The following is a 20,534-nucleotide window of genomic DNA, read 5'->3' on the forward strand; positions in this document are numbered from 1 at the left end:
AACGCCTCGGTCCAGTACGCCAGCTGACGCGAAACAGCACTCCCCCGATCATCCTCACCACCGAGGACCTCACGCTGCCACAACGCATAATCCGCGTACTGCACCGGCAACGGCGACCACACCGGCAACCCACCCGCACAACGCGCCGCATAAGCAGCCGCCAGATCCCGAGCCAACGGACCCACCGACCAACCATCACCAGCAATATGATGCAACACCACCACCAACACATGCTCATCCGCACCCAACACGAACAACCGCGCACGCAACGGCACATCCGACAACAGATCAAACCCCGCAGACGTCACACCCGCCAACGCACCCGCCAACCCAGCCTCATCCACCTCCACCACATCAAACCCCAACGACACCGACCCCGCATCCAACACCACCTGCCGCGGCACCCCGTCCACCTCGGGAAACACCGTCCGCAAACTCTCATGACGCCCCACCACATCACCCAGAGCACACCCCAACGCCCCCCGGTCCAACACACCCGAAAGCCGAAGAGAAAGCGTCATGTTGTACCGCGCATCACCACGCTCCAACCGATTCAAAAACCACAACCGACGCTGCGCAAAAGACAACGGCACCACATCCGGACGCACCACCGGCACCAAAGGCACCCGCACCACCGCACCCGAATCCCGCACCCAACCCGACAGACCCGCAACCGACGGCGCCTCGAACAACGCCCGAACCGGCAACTCCACACCCAGAACCGAACGCACCCGGCTCACCAACCGAGTAGCCGACAACGAATGCCCACCCAACTCGAAGAACCCGTCATCAATACCAACCCGCGAAACACCCAACACCTCCGCAAACAACCCACACAGAATCTCCTCCCGCGGACCACGCGGACCACGCCCCACCCCACCCACACCGAACTCCGGCACCGGCAAAGCAGCACGATCCACCTTCCCGTTCACCGACAACGGCAACACATCCAACACCACCACCACCGCCGGCACCATGAACTCCGGCAGGAGAGCCGCCACGGATGTCCTTACGCGCTGACCGTGCAGTGCCTTGGCACCCACGTCACCGGTGACGTATCCGATGATGCGCCGGTCACCGGGCCGGTCCTCCCGGACCACGACCACCGCCTGCGCGACACCGGGGCAGGACAGCAGCGCCGACTCGATCTCACCCGGCTCGATCCGGTAACCGCGCACCTTCACCTGGCCGTCGGCACGGCCCAGGAACTCCAGATTCCCGTCCGCACGCCACCGCACCACATCACCCGTCCGGTACATCCGGCCACCACGACCACCGAACGGATCCGCCACGAACCGCTCCGCCGTCGGACCCGGCCGACCCACATACCCCCGAGCCACCCCGGAACCCGCGATGAACAACTCCCCCGGCGTCCCCACCGGAACCGGCCGCAACCCACCGTCCAGCACATACACCCGCGTGTTGTCCAGGGGGCGTCCGATGGGCAGGGTGTGCCCCTCGACTGCCTGCCCGGGGGCGAGGCGGTACTCGGTGGCGCTGACCGTGGTTTCGGTGGGGCCGTAGACGTTGCGCACCGCGACATCCGGATGACGGCGGCGCCAGTCCTCCAGGGCGGCAGCGTTGACGGGCTCGCCGGCCAGGAGGAGTTCGCTCGTCGGGGCGTACTCCTTCGGCAGCTCCATGAGCAGCGGCAGGTGGCTGGGGGTCGCCTTCAGGAAGGTGCACGGCGCGGTCTGCGCCGAACGCCCGGCTTCGGCGTCCCGGAGGGATCCGATGACCACGCACCCGCCGGAGATCAGCGGGACGTAGAGCGCCGTGACCGTCATGTCGAACGAGACGGAGGAGTGCAGCAAGGCGGCGCCGCGGGTGCTCGGGTATCCGGAGCGTGCGCCCGCCAGGTAGTCGGCGAGCGCTCCGTGCTCGACCATGACGCCCTTCGGCGTGCCCGTGGACCCGGAGGTGTAGATCACATAGGCGGCGTTGCGCGGGTGCAGGGGCCGCAGCCGCTCGGCGTCCGACGGGGGGGTCGCCGGCCGCCGCGCCACGTCGGCGGCGACGTCGGGGTCGTCGATCACCAGGGTGACGGCCGGGGCATGGGTCGACCCGACCGGTGTGTCCTTGGTCGTGACCAGCACCAGCGGTGCGGTGTCGGCCTGCATGAGGGCGATCCGCTCGGCCGGGTACTCCGTGTCGAGAGGCAGGTAGGCCGCCCCCGTCTTCGCGACCGCGAGCAGGGACACCATGAGTTCCGGGGAGCGGGGCAGGGCGACCGAGACGACCTGCTCCGGTCCCGCTCCGAGGCCGATCAGGTGGTGCGCGAGCCGGTTGGCGCGGGTTTCCAGTTCGGCGTATGTCAGGACGGTGCCACCGTCCGAAACGGCGGGTGCCCGGGGCGTGCGGGCAGCCTGTACCTCGAACATCCGGGGCAGCAGGTCTGCCGGGGCCGGGCGGTCCGTTTCGTTCCATTCCCCGAGGAGCCGGCTGCGCTCCTCGGCGGAGAGCAGGTCCACCTGGCTGATCGGCTTGCCGGGGTCGGCGACCGAGGCCCGCAGCAGACGCTTCAGACGTTCCAGGGCCGACTCCACGGTGGCGTGGTCGAACAGCCCGGCGTTGTACCGCGCTATGCCCTCGACGCCGGCGGGTGCGCCGTCGTCGTCGTGCCTCTCGCCCATGCTCAGGAGCAGGTCGAACTTCGAGAAGGCATCGGCGGTCGGCTCGATCGCGATGCTCAACCCGGGCAGGTCCAGCTTCTCGTCGGGGGTGTTGTCCAGGGCCAGCCAGACCTGGAACAGCGGGTGGCGGGTCATCGACCGCGCCGGATTGAGCACCTCCACCAGCCGCTCGAACGGCAGATCCTGATGCTCGTACGCCGCCAGATCAGTGGCACGCACCCGCCCCAGCAGCTCCTGGAACGAGGGGTCACCACTGGTGTCCGTGCGCAGCACCAGCGTGTTCACGAAGAACCCGATCAGGTCGTCCAGCGCGTCGTCGGTACGGCCCGCGATCGGAGCACCGATCGGAATGTCGTTCCCCGCACCCAGCCGGCTCAGCAGAGCGGCGAGTCCGGCCTGGAGCACCATGAAGACGGTGGCACCTCGGACTCGGGCGAGTGCGGTCATGGCCCGGTGCAGCTCGGGGTCGAGGGAGAACCGTATGACGCGGCCGGGCTGCGCACTGCCCACAGCTGTCCTGGGCCGGTCGGCAGGAAGGGAGATCTCCTCCGGAAGATCCGCCAACGCCTCGGTCCAGTAAGCCAGTTGTCGCGAAACGGCACTCTCCCGATCGTCCTCGGCTCCGAGGACCTCACGCTGCCACAACGCATAATCCGCGTACTGCACCGGCAACGGCGACCACACCGGCAACCCACCCGCACAACGCGCCGCATAAGCAGCCGCCAGATCCCGAGCCAACGGACCCACCGACCAACCATCACCAGCAATATGATGCAACACCACCACCAACACATGCTCATCCGCACCCAACACGAACAACCGAGCACGCAACGGCACATCCGACAACAGATCAAACCCCGCAGACGTCACACCCGCCAACGCACCCGCCAACCCAGCCTCATCCACCTCCACCACATCAAACCCCAACGACACCGACCCCGCATCCAACACCACCTGCCGCGGCACCCCGTCCACCTCAGGAAACACCGTCCGCAAACTCTCATGACGCCCCACCACATCACCCAGAGCACACCCCAACGCCTCCCGGTCCAACACACCCGAAAGCCGAAGAGAAAGCGTCATGTTGTACCGCGCATCACCACGCTCCAACCGATTCAAAAACCACAACCGACGCTGCGCAAACGACAACGGCACCACATCCGGACGCACCACCGGCACCAGAGGCACCCGCACCACCGCACCCGAATCCCGCACCCAACCCGACAAACCCGCAACCGACGGCGCCTCGAACAACGCCCGAACCGGCAACTCCACACCCAGAACCGAACGCACCCGGCTCACCAACCGAGTAGCCGACAACGAATGCCCACCCAACTCGAAGAACCCGTCATCAATACCAACCCGCGAAACACCCAACACCTCCGCGAACAAACCACACAGAATCTCCTCCCGCGGACCACGCGGACCACGCCCCACCCCACCCACACCGAACTCCGGCACCGGCAGAGCAGCACGATCGAGCTTGCCGGTGGGCAGCAGCGGAAGGGCATCCAGAGCCACCATCGCGGTCGGGACCATGTGGTTCGGGAGTTCCGCGGCGGCCGCACGCCGCAGGGCGTGTACGTCGGCCTGGTGTCCGGGGCGCGGCACGACGTAGGCCACCAGGCGCGGGTCGCCGGTGGCGTCGTCCTCGTGGACGACGACGGCGGCCTGTGCGAGATCGCCGATCCGGCAGAGCGCCGACTCGATCTCGCCCGGCTCGATCCGATAGCCGCGCACCTTCACCTGGTCGTCGGCACGGCCCAGGAACTCCAGATTCCCGTCCGCACGCCACCGCACCACATCACCCGTCCGGTACATCCGGCCACCACGACCACCGAACGGATCCGCCACGAACCGCTCCGCCGTCGGACCCTGCCGACCCACATACCCCCGGGCCACCCCGGAACCCGCGATGAACAACTCCCCCGGCGTCCCCACCGGAACCGGCCGCAACCCACCGTCCAGCACATACACCCGCGTGTCGCCGACGGGCCGGCCGATGCTCGGCTGCTCGCTGTCCGTCACGGATGCCACGACGGAGTCGACGGTGGTCTCGGTCGGCCCGTAGAAGTTGTGGCTCAGGGGGGCGGAGGCACGGAGCTGGTCCCAGAGGGACTGGGGAACGGCTTCGCCGCCGACCATGACCGCGGCCGGGGTGGTGCCACCGGCCTGCCGTCCGTCGTTCAGCAGGTCCTGTGCGACGAGCAGCCGGCCGTAGGACGGAGTGACGTCCACGAGATCGATGCCGTGGGTGGTGACGTAGCCGACGAGGGCCTCGGCGTCCCGGCGTACCGCATCCTCGATGAGATGCAGTTCGTGGCCGGCGAGCATCCACAGTAGAGGCGGCCAGAGCGCGTCGGAGGAGAGCGCCGCGGTGTGTGCGACACGGACGCGCTCCTTGCCCAGGGCGTCGGCGGCCGGGAGGTACACCTGTGCCCGGTGGCTGAGGAACAGGCTGGTGAGCCCCCGGTGCGGGACGGCGACGCCCTTGGGCGTGCCGGTGGAGCCCGAGGTGTAGTGCACATAGGCGATGTTCTCGGGAAGCAGCGGACGCGGGCGGTCGGCGTCCACGGGGTCCGTGGCCGGGCGGTGCGCCACCTCCCGTACGACGGCCGGGTCGTCCAGGACGATGGCGGGGACGTCGGTCCGGGGCAGGGTGGAGGCCCGGTCCCGTGTCGTGAGCACCAGGGCGGGCCGGGCGCCGTCGAGGAGGGAGGCGACGCGGTCCGCGGGATCGTCCGGGTCGAGCGGCAGGTAGGCGGCGCCGGTCTTCAGTACGGCGAACAGGGCGGAGAGGTTCTGCGGCGACCGCGGCAGGGCGAGGGCCACCACGTTCTCGGTGCCGATGCGCCGGGCGAGGAGGTGGTGGGCCAGCCTGTTGGCCTCGGCGTTGAACTCGGCGAAGCCGGCGGCGGCGCCCGCGAAGACGACGGCGGGGTGATCGGGGGTGCGGGCGGCCTGCTCCTGGAGGATGCCGACCACGGTGGTTTCCGGCGTCTCCTGGCCAGTGTCGTTGAAGGTTTCCAGAAGCAGTCGGCGCTCGGCGTCGTCGAGTACGTCGACCCGTCCCGAAGGACGGCCGGGTTCGGTGGCGAAGGCTTCGAGAATCCGCCGGTAGCGGGCCAGTACGGTGCCGGCGGCGGCCCGGTCGAAGAGGTCCGGGCGGTGTTCGAGCCGCAGTTCCAGCCGGTCTCCGGAGGCGGCGGCGATCAGGCCGAGCGCGTAGTGCGTGGCGTCGTGGCCCTTGGCGCCGGTGACGCGCAGTCCGCGGACCGCCGAGCCGAGGGTGGCGCGGTCGACGGGGTAGTTCTCGTAGACGACCGAGGTGTCGAAGAGTTCCCCGACGCCGACGAGGCCCTGGATGTCGGCCAGGCCGAGGTACTGGTGTTCCATCAGGGCGGTCTGCTCGGCGCTCACCCGGGTCAGCAGCGAGCTGAGTGTTTCCTGTGCCCGCAGCCGTACCCGCACCGGAATGGTGTTGATGAACAGCCCGATCATGGTCTCGACGCCGGCGATCTCGGGCGGGCGGACGGAGATGGTGGAGCCGAAGACGACGTCCTCGCGCCCGGTCAGCTTGCTCAGCAGCATCGCCCAGGCGGCTTGGAGGACGGTGCTGACGGTGGTGCCGTGGGCACGGGCCTGCTGGTGGAGGGCCGCGCCCAGGGCGTCCGGGAGTTCCAGGGCGATCTGCTCGGCGGGCGCCGGTACGTCCGTGGGGCCGCCGGCCGGCGCCAGTCGCGTGGGCTCGTCGAGTCCGTCGAGGGCCAGGCGCCATGCCTCCAGCGAGGTGCGCCGGTCCCGCGCCGCCAGCCAGGCGAGGTAGGCCCGGTAGGGGGTGGCCGGGGGCAGCACCGCGCTGTCGGCTCCGTGCTCGTACAGGGCCAGGAGCTCCCTCAGGACCAGCGGGCCCGACCAGCCGTCCATCAGGATGTGGTGGTTGGTCAGGATGAGCCGGTGCAGCCCCTGTTCCAGCCGGACGAGGGTCGAGCGGATCAGCGGGGGTTTGGCGATGTCGAAGCCGGCCTGGCGCTCGCGGTCGGCGATCCGGTCCAGTTCCGCATCGCGGTCGGCCGGGGGCAGTGCCGTGAGGTCGGCCTCCTGCCAGGCGGGATCCGCCTGCCGGGGGATGAACTGCACGGGCTTGCCCGAGGCGGTGGTCCGGAATCCGGCGCGCAGCTGGGGGTGGCGTCGCAGCAGGCCGTGGACCGCCTCGCGGAGCCGGCCGGCGTCGAGCGGGCCGGTCAGGTCGACTCCGAGCTGGACGGTGTACACGTCCCGCTCCTGGCCGTCGTAGTGCGCGTGGAAGAGCAGGCCCTCCTGCAGCGGTGAGAGCGGCAGGATGTCTTCGAGCCCGACGCGGAGGTCTCGGGGGCTTTCACTCGTGGTCATGTTCATTTCCTCCAGTCGGCTTCGGGCTCGTGGATCTCGACCACGGGGCGGCGCGGGTCCACGCACCGCAGAAGGGGTCTTGTCCGACCCCGTCCACAACGGGGGGTGCTCCAGGGCGTGTTCTGAAAGTCCCGCCTGTCCCGCGGCGTCTGGCACGCACGCTCGCGGCGTTGCAGAAATGCCCTAGTCGGACATCGCGACCAGTACGCGGCGGTTCCCGGTGTAGGGGCGGCGGCCGTGGCCGACCAGGACGTTGTCGATGAGGAGCAGGTCTCCGGCGTTCCAGTCCACGTCCACGGCGTGCCGCAGCCCCGCTTCCTGGACGTGGGTGATGTGCTCGGCGGGGATCGAGGTGCCGTCCGCGTACGAGGCCGCCTGCGGCATCTCGTCCTCGGACACCAGCTCCATCAGCAGGGCCGCGTCCTCGCCCAGGCCGGCGACGTGGAACTGGTCGGCCTGGTTGAACCACACCTCGGTGCCGGTGACCGGGTGGCGCAGGGTCGCGGGCCGGACCTGGCTGATCCACAGGATCCCGTCGGACTTCCACTTCCAGTCGGCGCCGGTGCCGGCGAGGAATGCCTCCACCTCGGCACGTTCCTCGGTCTCGAACGTGTCCTGCCAGCTCTTGCCCAGTCCGTGGCCGCCGTGCAGGTTCTGCGTGTAGCGGACTCCGCCGGCGAAGGCCTCCCTGACCGCTGGGTCGATGGACTCCAGCCAGAGCTGCGCGTCGACCACCGGGGTGGCACCGCCGGAGGACGGAGCCCGGTCGCAATAGAACAGCAGGCGTCCCGGCCACTGGTGGGCATAGGACATCTCGTTGTGCAGGGAGATCTGGTATTCGGGCGGGTGCTCGGTGGACGTGTAGACGTTCTCCCCGACGTGGCCGACCTTGGTCCGCGGGGAGTTCCCGTGGATGTACGCCAGCCGCTGCGGCAGCAGGGCGTCGGCGACCAGGTCATAGGTCCCGGAGGAGACTCCGAAACCACGGAGGGCCAACGCCTTCTCCTGTACCAGCAGTTCGGCGAGACCGGGCCGCAGCGCGTACTCCACGAGCCCTGCCGGGGTCGCATCGGCACCGGTACTGGCGGGGGTGAGCTCCAGCGGCCGCCAGCTCGCAGCAGTGTTCAGCATGCTGTCCTTCCAAGTCCTGGATCTTGATCGTGGAGCAGTGGCCGATGCTAGGCAGGCCTGGCCCGGTCGGGCTGGACGCGACCTGCACGACCGAAACTGCCCCTGGCCCACAAGCGGTTGGGCGCCTCGTCGGCCCGCCTCACCGTCCGGTGAAGAGGGGTGGGCGCCGCTCGCGGAAGGCGGCAACAGCTTCTTCCGCGTCGGCCGACTTCGCCGTGATGACCTGGGACGCCGACTCGTGCTTGAGGGCGTCCGCCAGGGACGTCGCGCCGGCGTTGGTGTGCACGACGGATTTGGTGACGGCGACGGCGACCGGGCTGTTGGCCGCGATGTCCGCCGCCAGTGCGAGCGCCTCGGTCAGCAGCGCGTCGTCGGGTACGACCTGGTTCGCCAGCTTCAGGGACAACGCCTCCTCCGCGCTGACGGTCCGTCCGCTGAGCATGAGGTCGAGAGCGGGGCCGAGGCCGACGATCCGGGGCAGCAGCCAGGAGGCGCCCAGGTCACCCGCGGACAGCCCGACCCGTACGAATGCCGCACGCCACCGGGCGCGCGCGGCGGCGACCCGGATGTCCGCGGCGAGCGCCAGGGACAGTCCCGCGCCGACGCACGGGCCGTCGACGGCCGCGATCACCGCCTTCGGCAGCTCGTGCAGGGCGCTGACCGCCGCGGCCTGCCGCTCGACGCGGCGTTGCAGTTCCAGCGGCGGCAGGGAGGTCATGTGCTCCATGCCGTCCAGGTCGAAGCCGGAGGAGAATGCGCCGTCGGCGCCCGTCAGCACGAGCACCCTGACGGAGTCGTCCTCTGCCACCCGGCGGCACAGTGCCTCCAGGGCTTCCAGCATCTCGTCGGTGAGGGCGTTCTTCCGGTGCGGGCGGTTGAGCGTCACCAGCACGACGCCGGGTTCGTGGCGCTCCGCCAGGACGGAGGGGCCGTTCATGCCGCCTGCCCCGGGTGTCCGGCGTACTCCAGCCGGGCAGCCACGTCGGCCACGAGCTCCGTTGCCCGGTCGCTCAGGTAGAAGTGGCCTCCCGCGAAGAGACGCGAGGCGAAGTCCGCGGTGGTGTGCTCGGACCAGGCAAGCAGGTCCGCTGCCGTGACTCTGGCGTCGGCGTCGCCGCAGTACGCGGTCAGCGGTGAGCCGGTCCGGCGCCCTGGCTCCGCCCGGTAGGTCTCGACGAGCCGGACGTCGGCTCTCAATGCCGGCAGGACCACGGCCTTGAGGCCGGGGTCGGCCAGCACTCCCTCGTCCATGCCACCCAGGGCGGTCAGTTCCTCCAGCAGGAGGTCGTCGTCGAGCCGATGCAGCTCTCTGGTGTGACGGGGCCGCGAGGGAGCGGAGCGGCCCGAGACGAACAGGTGGACGGGCGCGGTCCCATGCACCCGCTCCAGCCGCAGTGCGACCTCGTACGCGACGGCGGCGCCCATGCTGTGGCCGAAGAACGCCAGCGGCCGCTCCAGGGACGGCGCCAGCGCCGCGGCGATGCCGGCGGCCATGGGCCCCATCGAGTCCACGCACGGTTCGCGGAACCGGTCCTGTCGGCCGGGGTACTGCACCGCGAGCAGTTCCACGTCGTCCGGCAACAGTCCGGGCCAGGCGCGGAAGGCGGCGGCCGATCCCCCGGCGTGGGCGAAGCACACGAGGCGCAGCCGGGGCGAGGGAACGTGCCGGTACCGGCGAATCCATCCGCCGCACGAGGTGACTACAGGAATCGAGGAAGACATTTGACGCCTCTGAATCGGATACCGGACGAGCAAGTGCGGTACAGCTGTCCGTCTTAGCGGACCGCTCGAAAACCTACCCCGGCTCCATGCTCATTCAAGAGGCAGTTTCACATATAGGTCATGTCCAGTCGGCCAGGTCCGGCGGCACGTACGATCGGGCCCGTCGATTTCCCAATCAACGGTTGGCGCGATGACCTCACCTCTGCGAATACCGCATATAAATGTCGAATTCCCTCCGCGCATAAGCCCGCTCGCCCATCGTGTGGAGGGGCATACCCGTGAATTTGTCCGCAGGTTCGGCCTGGTACCGGACGAAATTTCGCGGCGCCATCACGAGGATTCACTTCTCGGCACATTGATGGCCCGCGCCTATCCCTATGCCGAGTTCTCTGAACTCTCTCTGGTCACCGACTGGATCAGCTGCATGCTGGTGCTGGACGACCAGTTCGACGAGACGCGGCTGGGCACCGAGCCGGACCGGCTGCGCCGCGTATGCGCCACGGTGCTCGGCTGGCTTCCGCCCGAAGGGGTGCCGCCGGTTGCGGACCCGCTCGGGGAGGACTCCTTCACCGCGGCATTCCGGCCGGCATTCCACGATCTGTGGGAGCGCACCTGCGCCTGTACCTCTCCCGTCTGGCGGGAGAGGTACACCGCGCACATCGCCGCCTTCTTCGAGACCTGCATCTGGGAGGCCGGGAATCGCTCGGCAGGCCGGCTGCCCGCGGTCGACGAATACCTGCGGATGCGCGGCTGCGCCCTGATGCCGTACCTCGACCTGGTCGAAATCGCGCGGCACTGGGAGGTACCCGAGGCCGTCTACGGCCTGCCGGAGTTCGCGGAGATGAATCAGGCGCTGTCCGACGCCGACCTGTGGACGAACGATCTCTTCTCCTGCGAGAAGGAAGCGCTCCTGGGAGACCCGCACAACCTGGTCCTGGTTCACCAGCGGGCACACGGCACGGATCTGCAGACCGCCGCCGACGCCGTCGCCCGCATGATCCAGGTACGCGTGGACCGCTTCACCGAACTCGCCGCGGGCTGCTTCGAGAACGCCCGGCGGGCGGGTGGCGACGATCGGATTCAAGAGGCACTGGAACGTCATGTCGAGGGACTGCGCAACTGGCTGAGCGGGCAGTTGCAGTGGCGGTTCGAGACGGGCAGGTTCGATCCGGCCCGCCCGGAGATCGTCAACACCTCTGGCATCACACCACTCTGACGCGCTGGAGGGCTGTCGGACATGCGAAACCGCTATGCCACATTGCGCTATCTGCAGACGCTGGATCCCAAGGCCGACCACGAGCGGATCCACCGGATCTCCTCCGACCGCGAGTTCCCCTGGGACTACGGCCGCGGCCTGGAAGTCGCGATCTGGCGCACCTGCTGCGTGCCGGTGATCTCCGAGATGCTCGACGGGACCGGGGAGTTCGCGCACCGGGGGCAGAAGCGCTACGACGAAACCCGCATCCTGCTCGGCGAAATGGTCAGGGGCGGCTACGACTCCGAGCGCGGCCGTCAGGCACTGCGTCAGATCAACCGGGCCCACAGCCACTTCGACATCGCGAACCAGGACATGCTCTACGTGCTCTCCACCTTCATCTTCGAGCCGGTCCGCTGGATCGACCGCTGGGCCTGGCGCCGGGTCAGCACGGTGGAGAAGCTCGCCGCCTTCTACTTCTTCGTGGGCGTGGGCAAGCGTATGAACATCAAGGGGCTGCCGACCGACTACGACGAGTTCGAGCGGTTCAACCGGGAGTACGAGCGGGAGAGGTTCCAGCCGGCCGCCAGCAATCACCGCGTCGGTACGTCGCTCCTCAAGCTCTACTCGTCCTGGTACCCCCGCCCCCTCGACGCCGTGGTGGCGGCCACGCTGCCGTGCCGGCTCGACGCCGAGGCGCTGCGCGTGCTCGGTATCGCGCAGCCCCCGGCCTGGGCGCGAACCCTGAACCGGCTGGGCCTTCGGGGCCACGCGCGGGCCGAGCGGCTCGCGCCGAAGTCCGTCGCCCGGCTGCTGACCCGTCCGACGGCCAGGACCTATCCCGGCTACCCGGACGGATACGACCTGTCGCAGATCGGTCCCGGCGGCGATTGCGCGCGGACCCGAGAAATGCCGTCCGCATGAGCGGCGGACTGCCGGCGCGCCAACGCGTCATCGGCGGCACCTCACTGCTTTCCCTCCAGGTCCCGGTCCGCGGCCGTACGGTCCGCGTCCGGCTGAAGATGGAGGCCGAGAACTGCTTCGGTTCCATCAAGGCCCGCACCGCGGAGGCCCTCCTCGGATCGCTGGAGGCGGCCGGCAGGCTCGGCCCGGGAAACCGGGTCGTGGAGTCGACCTCGGGGAATCTCGGGGTCGCTCTGGCCGGACTCTGCGCGGAGCGCGGGTACCGGTGCACCCTCGTCGTCGAGCCCAGTACACCGCAGCACAGCGTTGACCGGATGGTCGCCCACGGCGCCGATGTCGTGGTGGTCCGCGAGGTCGCCGGCGGCAGAACCCTGACCGCGCGGCTGGACGCTGTCCGGGACATCCTGGCGAGCGACGGGACTGCGGTGTGGACCGACCAGTACGAGAATCCGGCGAACCCGTGGGTGCACCGGTGGAGCACGGCCGCCGAACTCGCGCAGGCCGTACCGCGCGGTCGCCTCGACGCCGTATCCGTCGCGGTGTCCACCGGCGGCACCCTGGCCGGCATAGCCGGCTACTTCCGCGAGCACCGCCCGGAGGCGCGGCTGCTGGCCGTGGACGCCGTGGGATCCGCGGCACTGGGCGGAGCACCCGACGACCGGCCCTTCAAACTGCCGGGCTTCGGCTCGGGCCAGCGGTCGAGGTTCCTCACCGGCGGCCAGTGGGACAGGGCCTTCACGCTGCACGACGTACACGCGGCAGTGGCCTGCCGCCGGATCGCCACGAGCACGGGCGTCCGGCTCGGCGGCTCGGGCGGAGCCGCCGTTCTCGCCGCGCTCCTCCACGCCCAGGACACACCGGCCGTCTCGCAGGTCGCGTGCATCTGTCCCGACGCCGGCGAGAAGTACGAGCAGATATACGCCCATCCCCTTCCGGCACCTCCGGAGGCGGGGCAACGAGTCCTGGCCGCCCTGGACAACCTGGCAGCGGCCCGGCTGGAGAACGGAGAGCCGCAGTGAGCACCGACCCCGGCGACACGATCCGGTACCTGACGGGAGCGGAGGTCGAGGAATTGAGCCGCGGCCTGCGGATCGTCGACCTGGTCCGCGACACACTGCTGGCCTTCCGGCAGGGTACGGCGGGCCTGACGCCGGAGGCCGCACTCCGGTGGACCACGCCCGAGGGCGCCGCGGCCCGCAGCCTGATTCTGCCCGGCTGGTCGGGAACCGGATACGGCTGCAAGATCATCAACAGCTCGCTCGGCAATCACGAGCGGGGAGTCGCCCGGGCGGCCGGGCTGATCGTGCTGGCCGATCCGGAGACCGCGCACCCGAGCTGCGTGATGGAAGGAGCCCGCGTCAGCGCCCTGCGGACCGCGGGAGTCTCCCTCGCCGCCGTCCAGGCGGTCCGCGGGCTCGCGTCCGTGACGAGCGTGGCTTTCCTCGGCTGCGGCCGCCAGGCGCGGGCCCACCAGGAACTCCTGAGGGCGGAGTGCCCGGGCATCCAGCGGGTGCTGCTGTACGACCGCGACCCCGCTTCCCGTGAGTTGCTGGCCGAGGAGTGGCGGCGGGCCGCACCCGGCATCGAGGTCCAGGTGGTGGCGCGGGCATCGCAGGCCGTGGCCGGGGCCGAGCTCACCATCGCGGCGACGACGACGACCGAGCCCTATGTCGAGCTGGACTGGCTTCCTGAGGGCGCAACCTTCGTCAACGTCTCGCTCGACGACGCGTGCGAGAGTCTGCTGATGGGCTGCGACCACCTGTTCGTCGACTCCTGGGATCTGGTGAGCGGCGACGACCACCGACTGCTCGGCCGGCTGTCCCGGTCCGGGCGGGTGACCGCACCGGGCAGTGCGGCGCCGAATGGCGGGCGGGCCGTGGACGCCGAGCTGCCCGGTCTCGTCGCGGGCGACTACACCCGGATCATCGGGGCCCGCGACCGAGTCGTGATCAATCCGTTCGGCATGGGCGTGCACGACATCGCACTGGCGGACGTCATCCGCGCCAGGGCTGTCGCCGCCGGGGTCGGCAGGCTGCTCCCCCGGTGAAACATGGCGCGATCCGAAAACGAGACCCAATACACGAGGAACACGGCACCGGGCAAACGAATTTCGCAGAAGTCCTGTCCCCGGAGAATTCCAGAGGCATTCAAACCTCCAACGGAATTCATTTCTCGTGACGGACATCACGCCGGAATCTCTCATTCTCACGAAGGGGGGCCATTGAGACCGCAGTGCGGGATGACCATGATCAACATGTGATCGACCGATGTCGCCAGGAGGGGGATTCGTGGAGACAATACCGGCCGTAGGTGTCCTCACCAGCAGTTCGCTGGGTGGACTCGTGCGGAATCTGAGACAGCAAGTGGGTATGAGTCAGCGTCTGCTGGCGGAGCAATCCGGCCTGAGCATGCGGACCTTACGCGAAATCGAGCAGGACCGGGTTCTCAGGCCCCGCGCCGTGTCCCTCCAGCGACTGGCCGAAGTCCTGAACGAACCGCAGCTGTGCGCCCGCGCCCGCGCCCGCGGATCACGCCTCGCGTGCTCGCCCGACGAGACCTCGGAGTTCAGCATCAGGCTCCTCGGCCCCTTCGCCGCACTGCGCGGCTCCGTCGAACTGGACATCGGTACGCCGCAGCAGCGGCACCTGCTGGCGCTCCTGACCCTACGGGCCAACCACGCCGTCCACCGCACCGAGATCGTCGACGTGCTCTGGGGTGAGGAGCCCCCGTACTCCTTCCAGCAGCTCGTGCACACGCATGTCTCCCGCTTGCGCGGCTTTCTCGACCGGCACCGCTCCGCTGAACTGGGAACCCCCTCGATCATCCGTCGGCCCGAGGGCTACCAGCTCTGCATCGACCGGGACCAGCTCGACCTGCTCCGGTTCCAGGAACTGGCCGGCAAGGCCGAACTGGCCCGGCGGAACGGTGACGTGCCGAGCGAGCAGCGGGTCCTCTCCCAGCTCGTACAGATGCACACGGGAGAACTCCTGGAGGGCTTCGGCGAACGGCTGAGAGCGCACCCGGCGGTCGCCGACTACTACCGTCTGCACCTTGCCGCCACTCTCCGCCTGGCCGATCTCGCCATCGACGCCGGTCAGTACGACGAGGCGATCCCGCGGCTGCAGCAGGTCCAACGGGCGCACCCGCTGCACGAGGGGCTGCACTCGCGCCTGATGGTCGCGCTCGCGGGGTCGGGGCAGCAGGTGGCCGCCCTGGCCCTCTACACCGAGCTGGAGACCATGCTCCGCAAGGAGTTCGGCATCGAGCCCAGCGCCGAACTCCGCGCCGCGCACCTGACGGTCCTGGGGCAGGGCGCCCTGCCCATTGCGGTCGGCACCGCCACACGTCCGGCGCACCGGCAGGGCACGGCGTCCCCCTCCCTCCTTCCGTACGAGCCGGAGGACTTCGTCGGCCGGAGCGAGCACCATCCCGTGCTCCGCCAGCTCACCAAGAGCCGTTCACCGGCGGCGCTCGGGCTCGCCTCCGTCGTCTCGCTGTACGGGCCGGCCGCCGCGGGCAAGTCGGTACTGGCGATCCGCACCGCGTACGCGAGCCGTCCGCACTTTCCCGGCGGTCAGCTGTATGTGGACCTGCGCGGTCACACACCGGAACCCGTCCCGGCACAGGCTGCGCTGTCCGAGTTCCTCCAGGCGCTCGGTGTCGCCGAGAAGGACCTGCCCAGCTCGCTCTCCGGGAGGGTCGCGCTCTACCGCAGCCTGCTCAGCGACCGGCGCGCGCTGGTGGTCCTCGACAACGTCGCGGACGAGGAACACGCGCGTCCGCTCATGCCGGGCGGCTTCAACAGCTCGGTCCTGCTCACCAGTCGGGAACCCCTGGTGGCGCTGGAGGACGCCCGTCACTTCCGTATCCCCAGTTTCACCACGGAACAGGCACGGGAGCTGCTGGCCAGAATCACCGGCCGGCACCGAACCAGCGAGGAGCCGGCCGCCGCGGACGAGATAGTCGAACTGTGCGAGGCCCTGCCGCTCGCCATCCGGATCGTCGGCCTGCGCCTGGCCATGCGCCCGCACTGGACGCTGGCGCACATGGCGCAGCGACTGCGCGACGAGGACCACCGTCTCGACGCACTCGCCCAGGGGGCCCTGGCCGTCCGTCCGCGTCTGGAGGCGGGCCTCGGGGCCCTCGCCCCTGCCGACCGGCGGGCCCTGCACGATCTCGCGGGCGCGGTGGAGAACGGCTTCTCCACCGACTTGGCCGCGGCTGAGCTGAAGTGTTCGGTCCAGCAGGCCGACAGCCTTCTGGAGCGCCTCACCGACCAGCAGTTGATCGAGCCGGCCGACGCCGCCGACGACACGTATCGCTTCTCCCCCCTGATCCGGCTCTACGCCAGGGAACCGCAGCCCTGAGGGGCCCGCCCCACCCGCGTCTCCCCTCTTCCGTCCGGCCTCACCCTCACAGGCGCCGTCCGCCGAGCGCCCCTCCCAGCTCAGTTCACGGAGTGACTCATGACATCGCAGAAGCCGTCGCAACGACGTGGCTTCCCCGGCGACACCAGAGTGCTGACCGAATCGCACTGGACCGCAGACACCAGCGACCCGGTCGCCTCCCACACGGTGGGCTCGCTGCTGCGGGAGGTCGCCGCGGCCCGTCCGGACCAGGTGGCCCTCGTAGCCGTACCGGAGGAAGGGGAGCCGCGCAGCTGGACCTACGCGGAGCTGCTCGCCGAGGCCGAACGGGTCGCCGCCGGCATCAGCGAGCGCGTACCCGCGGGGAGCCGGATCGCCATCTGGGCTCCGAACGTTGCCGAGTGGCCCATCGTGGAATACGCCGCCGCCCTGGCGGGCGTGACCCTCGTCGCACTCAACCCGGCCCTGCGGGCACGGGAGTTGCTCCACGCCCTGCGTCTTTCGGCCTCGACGATGCTGCTGTACGCCGAGCGCAGCCGTTCCTACGACATGGCGGCCGTCGTCGACAGTGTCCGGGGGGAACTCCCGCTGCTGGAACACGTCGAATCGCTGAGCAATTGGGAGAACCTGTACGGGAGTTCGCCGGTCCCCGCCGAACGCGAGCGCGCGGCCGCGGCCGTGCCGGCCCAGATCCAGTTCACTTCGGGGACGACCGGACTGCCCAAAGCGGTGCTGCTGTCCCACCAGGCCGTGGTCAACGTCTCGCGATTCACCTTCGAGGTGCTCGGCATCCCCGACGGGACTCCGGTCGTCTCCCCGCTTCCCATGTTCCACACGGCCGGCTGTGTCATCTCCTGCCTGGGTCCCCTGTGGTGCGGCGGCCCCTTAGTCCTGCTGGAGCGATTCGACCCGCAGACACTCCTGAAGGTGCTGCGGCGGACCCCCGACGCCGTCTTGACCAGTGTGCCCACCGTGCTGACGGCACTGGTCCACGCCGCCCGGCAGGACGACGCCGATGCGGCCCGCATCGGTGCCGTCCTCACCGGAGGGGCCCCTGTCCGCTCCCGGCTCATCAGCGAGGTGGAGCGGCTCTTCGCCACCACGGTCTTCAATCTGTACGGGCAGACCGAGCTGGCGTCCGTGCTGACCTTGACTCGGCCTCAGGACAGTGACGAGGACAAGGCCGTCACGGTCGGGCGTCCCCTTCCGCACGTCGAGTGCCGCATCGCCCACCCGGACCACGGTCATACGCAGCCGCTCGACGTACCGGGCGAGATCTGCGCCCGCGGCTATCAGCAGATGCTGGGCTACTTCGGCGACGCCGAGGCCACCGCGGCCAAGACGGACGAGGACGGCTGGCTCTACACGGGCGACCTCGGTTCGATGGACGCCACGGGGGCGGTGCGGATCACCGGCCGGCTGAGCGACGTGATCATCCGCGGGGGCGAGAACATCCTGGCCGCGGAGATCGAGGAGTGCCTGCTCCGTGAGGACGGCGTGCAGGAGGCCGTCGTGGTGGGCCTTCCCGACGAGTCCTGGGGGGAAGTCGTCGCCGCCGCCCTCCTGCCGGCACCGGGCAGATCCGTCGACGTGGAGAAGGTGCGGGCCGCATGCCGGGAGTGGCTCTCCCCCTACAAGGTTCCCCAACTGTGGTACCTGCTCGACACCCTGCCCACCACGGCCTCCGGCAAGGTGCAGAAATACCGGGTCAAGGAGCTCATCGCCCAGGACCAGCCGGTCCTGCAGCCGTAACCGCAACCATCCACGGAGTCAGGCATGCAGGTGTCCATGCAGATCCAGTACGACGGCAACGCGGTGGAGTCGGCGCGGCGGGTGAGCACACTGGAGAAGGCCGGACTGGACCACGTATGGGTCCCGGAGGCCTACGGCTACGACGCCCCGAGCTTCATGGGATACATCGCGGCGCGCACAGGGAACGTACACATCGGGTCCGGCATCATGCCCCTCTTCACCCGGACGCCCACACTCCTCGCCATGACGGCGGCCGGGGTGGACGCCCTGTCCCACGGCCGCTGCCATCTGGGGCTCGGCACGTCCGGACCGGGGGTGATCGAGGGCTGGCACGGAGTTCCCTTCACCGATCCGCTGGGCCGCACCCGGGAAGCCGTGGAGATCATGCGGAAGGTGTGGAGCCGCGAGGAGCCGGTCCGCTACGAGGGACGCTCGCACCGGTTGCCGCTGCCCGCCCCGGAGGGCAGCGGGCTGGGGACGGCGATGAAGCTTCTGACGCCGCCCGTACGGGCCTCGGTGCCCGTGTGGATCGCGGCACTCGGCCCGCGGAACGTCCGGATGACCGCGGAGATCGCCGAGGGCTGGCTGCCCATGTTCTTCGTACCCGAATGGTCCGACCGCGTGTGGGGCGAGGACCTCCGGGCGGGGCTGGCGAAGCGGGACCCCTCGCTCGGCCCGCTCCGCATCTCGGCCGGAGGGCTTCTGGCCATCGGGCCGTCGGCGCACCGGGTGCGTGAGCGGGCGCGCCGTCAGCTCGCGCTGTTCATCGGCGCGATGGGGACCGCCGGCCACAACTTCTACGGCGCCCTGGTCCGCCGGTACGGCTTCGGCCGGGCGGCCGACAGGATCCAGCACCTGTACACCGCGGGCGACCGGGCCGCCGCCGAGGCGGCGGTACCGGACCGACTGCTGGAAGCGACCACGCTGTGCGGCACCGAGGACTACGTCAAGGAACGGCTGGCGGCCTACCGGGAAGCCGGCGTGACCCATGTCCAGGTCGCGCCGGTACCGGGCGAGGGCCAGACGGAAGCCGGGCTGGTGTCGCGGCTCAAGGAACTCTGCAACTGAACCACCATTCCCGAGGGGAAAACACTGTGAAAGCAATCATCTATTCGAATCACGGCAGTCGCGGCGACATTCAGCCGTATCTGGCACTGGCCTACGCCCTCAATCAGGCGGGCCACACCTCGGTCCTGGCCGGACCGCGCCGCTTCGGCCCCTTCGCGGCCGAATACGGTGTCGAATTCGCGCCGCTCAACGACGAGATGATGGACCTCCACGCCCGGCGTGACGTGCAGGAAATCCTCATGAACAACGACCGTCCCACGCCGGAACAGACGAAGCTCCGGGAAACCATCGCCAAGGAGCTCATGCCCCGTCTCTACCCGATCATCCTGCGTGAGATGTGGGAGGCGGCCGCCGACGGGGCCGACATCGTCGTCTACACGCATTCCTCTCGGCAGGCGACCCATCAGATCGCCGAGCGGCTGGGCGTCCCCCACGTACTGGCCCCGCTCTACCCCCACTTCGTTCCGTCACGCGACTATCCGGCCGGAGTGGGGCTCTCCCCGAGCCCCGACAATCTCGCGGACCACGAGCGGGCCGAGCGCCAGCCCCTCGACCCCCTGTCCCACTCCCTCATCACGGCCTGGCGCGCCGAGACGCTGGGGCTGCCGCCCCGTGCGGGCTGGTTGGATTTCCGCCACCACGTGGACGGCACTCCGACCCCGGTCATCCACGGCTTCAGCCCGCATGTGCTGAAGCACTCCGAGGACTGGCCCGAGTGGGTCCACACCACCGGGTTCTGGTCGCTGCCCGCGTCGGCCTCCTGGCAGCCGCCGGAGGATCTGCAGCGGTTCCTGGAGAACGGGGAACCGCCGGTCTTCGTCGGTTTCGGCAGCATGAGGGGGCTCGAACCGGAAGACGTCGGCCGCACCGTACTGGAGGCGGTTCGGAACACCGGCAACCGCGCACTGGTCGTCGAGGGCTGGGGCGGAATCAAGATCACCGAGTCCGCGGACGACGTGTACGTGGCACACGACGTGCCCTACGACTGGCTGTTCCCGCGCGTCAAGGCGGCCGTCCACGCAGGTGGCACGGGCACCCACAACGCTGCTCTGCTGGCCGGGATTCCGCAGGTGACCTGCCCCTTCCACAGGGAGCAGCTGATGTGGGCCGAGTACCTCCACGAACTCGGTGTCGCCCCTGCGCCCATCCAGCTGCGTGATCTCACCACCGAGGCGCTGAGCGCTGCGATCCGCAGCGCGACGACGGACCCCTCGGTGGCGCGCCGGGTGGCGGAACTCGCTGAGAAGGTCAGCGGCGACGACGGCTGCGGTACCGCGGTGCGCATTCTCGAAAAGGTTCACGCGAACCACGGCCGGCCGGTCTCCTGACCGGAGAGCGGGGCAGTTCACC

At 69.6% G+C, this 20,534-nt stretch carries 12 protein-coding genes; 8 read left to right on the top strand and 4 right to left on the bottom strand.

The genetic code is table 11. The features are described from left to right. The 4 genes from ACIOMQ_RS21125 to ACIOMQ_RS21140 all read right to left on the bottom strand — a co-directional run. The coding region (locus ACIOMQ_RS21125; RefSeq protein ID WP_402189803.1) for an amino acid adenylation domain-containing protein at positions 1–7,025 on the bottom strand (7,025 nt) is incomplete at its 3' end. A 183-nt stretch (positions 7,026–7,208) separates the two neighbouring features. Further along, the gene (locus tag ACIOMQ_RS21130; RefSeq protein ID WP_401754679.1) at positions 7,209–8,156 is read right to left on the bottom strand and encodes a TauD/TfdA family dioxygenase; all 948 of its coding nucleotides are present in this window, start codon (positions 8,154–8,156) and stop codon (positions 7,209–7,211) included. 139 nt (positions 8,157–8,295) lie between these two features. Next, positions 8,296–9,093 carry an enoyl-CoA hydratase/isomerase family protein gene (locus tag ACIOMQ_RS21135; RefSeq protein WP_402189806.1) on the bottom strand — a complete coding sequence of 266 codons (798 nt, stop codon included), beginning with the start codon at positions 9,091–9,093 and terminating at the stop codon, positions 8,296–8,298. After that, positions 9,090–9,794, bottom strand: coding sequence for a thioesterase II family protein (locus ACIOMQ_RS21140; RefSeq protein ID WP_401941107.1), 705 nt, complete (start codon positions 9,792–9,794; stop codon positions 9,090–9,092). Before ACIOMQ_RS21140 ends, ACIOMQ_RS21135 begins: the two co-directional genes overlap by 4 nt. A gap of 274 nt (positions 9,795–10,068) precedes the next feature. On the opposite strand from ACIOMQ_RS21140, the gene ACIOMQ_RS21145 reads away from it, so the two are divergent. The 8 genes from ACIOMQ_RS21145 to ACIOMQ_RS21180 all read left to right on the top strand — a co-directional run bounded on the left by ACIOMQ_RS21145 (position 10,069) and on the right by ACIOMQ_RS21180 (position 20,512). Then, entirely contained in the window at positions 10,069–11,094 is a 1,026-nt protein-coding gene (locus ACIOMQ_RS21145) for a hypothetical protein (protein ID WP_362207016.1), read from the top strand. Positions 11,095–11,115: 21 nt separating this feature from the next. Further along, complete coding sequence (locus tag ACIOMQ_RS21150) at positions 11,116–11,997, top strand: oxygenase MpaB family protein (protein ID WP_362207015.1); 882 nt, start codon at positions 11,116–11,118, stop codon at positions 11,995–11,997. Then, a complete protein-coding gene (locus tag ACIOMQ_RS21155) occupies positions 11,994–13,016 on the top strand; it encodes a cysteine synthase family protein (RefSeq protein WP_362207014.1) in 1,023 nt (340 codons plus the stop codon). Before ACIOMQ_RS21150 ends, ACIOMQ_RS21155 begins: the two co-directional genes overlap by 4 nt. Continuing rightward, positions 13,013–14,044 (top strand): ornithine cyclodeaminase, encoded by a 1,032-nt coding sequence (locus ACIOMQ_RS21160; RefSeq protein WP_402189808.1) that lies wholly within the window; start codon positions 13,013–13,015, stop codon positions 14,042–14,044. The genes ACIOMQ_RS21155 and ACIOMQ_RS21160 overlap by 4 nt, the downstream gene beginning before the upstream one ends. Before the next feature lie 220 nt (positions 14,045–14,264). After that, positions 14,265–16,364 carry a BTAD domain-containing putative transcriptional regulator gene (locus tag ACIOMQ_RS21165; protein ID WP_401264924.1) on the top strand — a complete coding sequence of 700 codons (2,100 nt, stop codon included), beginning with the start codon at positions 14,265–14,267 and terminating at the stop codon, positions 16,362–16,364. Positions 16,365–16,463: 99 nt separating this feature from the next. Then, positions 16,464–18,116: an AMP-binding protein gene (locus tag ACIOMQ_RS21170; RefSeq protein ID WP_362207008.1), complete on the top strand. Its 1,653-nt coding sequence runs from the start codon at positions 16,464–16,466 to the stop codon at positions 18,114–18,116. Between the two features lie 24 nt (positions 18,117–18,140). Next, positions 18,141–19,184 (top strand): LLM class F420-dependent oxidoreductase, encoded by a 1,044-nt coding sequence (locus ACIOMQ_RS21175; protein WP_401264928.1) that lies wholly within the window; start codon positions 18,141–18,143, stop codon positions 19,182–19,184. 26 nt (positions 19,185–19,210) lie between these two features. After that, positions 19,211–20,512, top strand: a complete 1,302-nt coding sequence (locus tag ACIOMQ_RS21180) for a glycosyltransferase (RefSeq protein WP_401987515.1) — start codon at positions 19,211–19,213, stop codon at positions 20,510–20,512. Positions 20,513–20,534: the final 22 nt, after the last annotated feature.

The organism is Streptomyces sp. NPDC087845 (genome assembly GCF_044742755.1).
In the GTDB taxonomy this organism is placed as follows: domain Bacteria; phylum Actinomycetota; class Actinomycetes; order Streptomycetales; family Streptomycetaceae; genus Streptomyces.

Bases quoted from the DNA above. Each gene is read 5' to 3' on its own strand.
- ACIOMQ_RS21130 (WP_401754679.1), bottom strand. From the start codon at position 8,156: ATGCTGAACACTGCTGCGAGCTGGCGGCCGCTGGAGCTCACCCCCGCC.
- ACIOMQ_RS21135 (WP_402189806.1), bottom strand. From the start codon at position 9,093: ATGAACGGCCCCTCCGTCCTGGCGGAGCGCCACGAACCCGGCGTCGTG.
- ACIOMQ_RS21145 (WP_362207016.1), top strand. From the start codon at position 10,069: ATGACCTCACCTCTGCGAATACCGCATATAAATGTCGAATTCCCTCCG.
- ACIOMQ_RS21150 (WP_362207015.1), top strand. From the start codon at position 11,116: ATGCGAAACCGCTATGCCACATTGCGCTATCTGCAGACGCTGGATCCC.
- ACIOMQ_RS21155 (WP_362207014.1), top strand. From the start codon at position 11,994: ATGAGCGGCGGACTGCCGGCGCGCCAACGCGTCATCGGCGGCACCTCA.
- ACIOMQ_RS21165 (WP_401264924.1), top strand. From the start codon at position 14,265: ATGTCGCCAGGAGGGGGATTCGTGGAGACAATACCGGCCGTAGGTGTC.
- ACIOMQ_RS21170 (WP_362207008.1), top strand. From the start codon at position 16,464: ATGACATCGCAGAAGCCGTCGCAACGACGTGGCTTCCCCGGCGACACC.
- ACIOMQ_RS21175 (WP_401264928.1), top strand. From the start codon at position 18,141: ATGCAGGTGTCCATGCAGATCCAGTACGACGGCAACGCGGTGGAGTCG.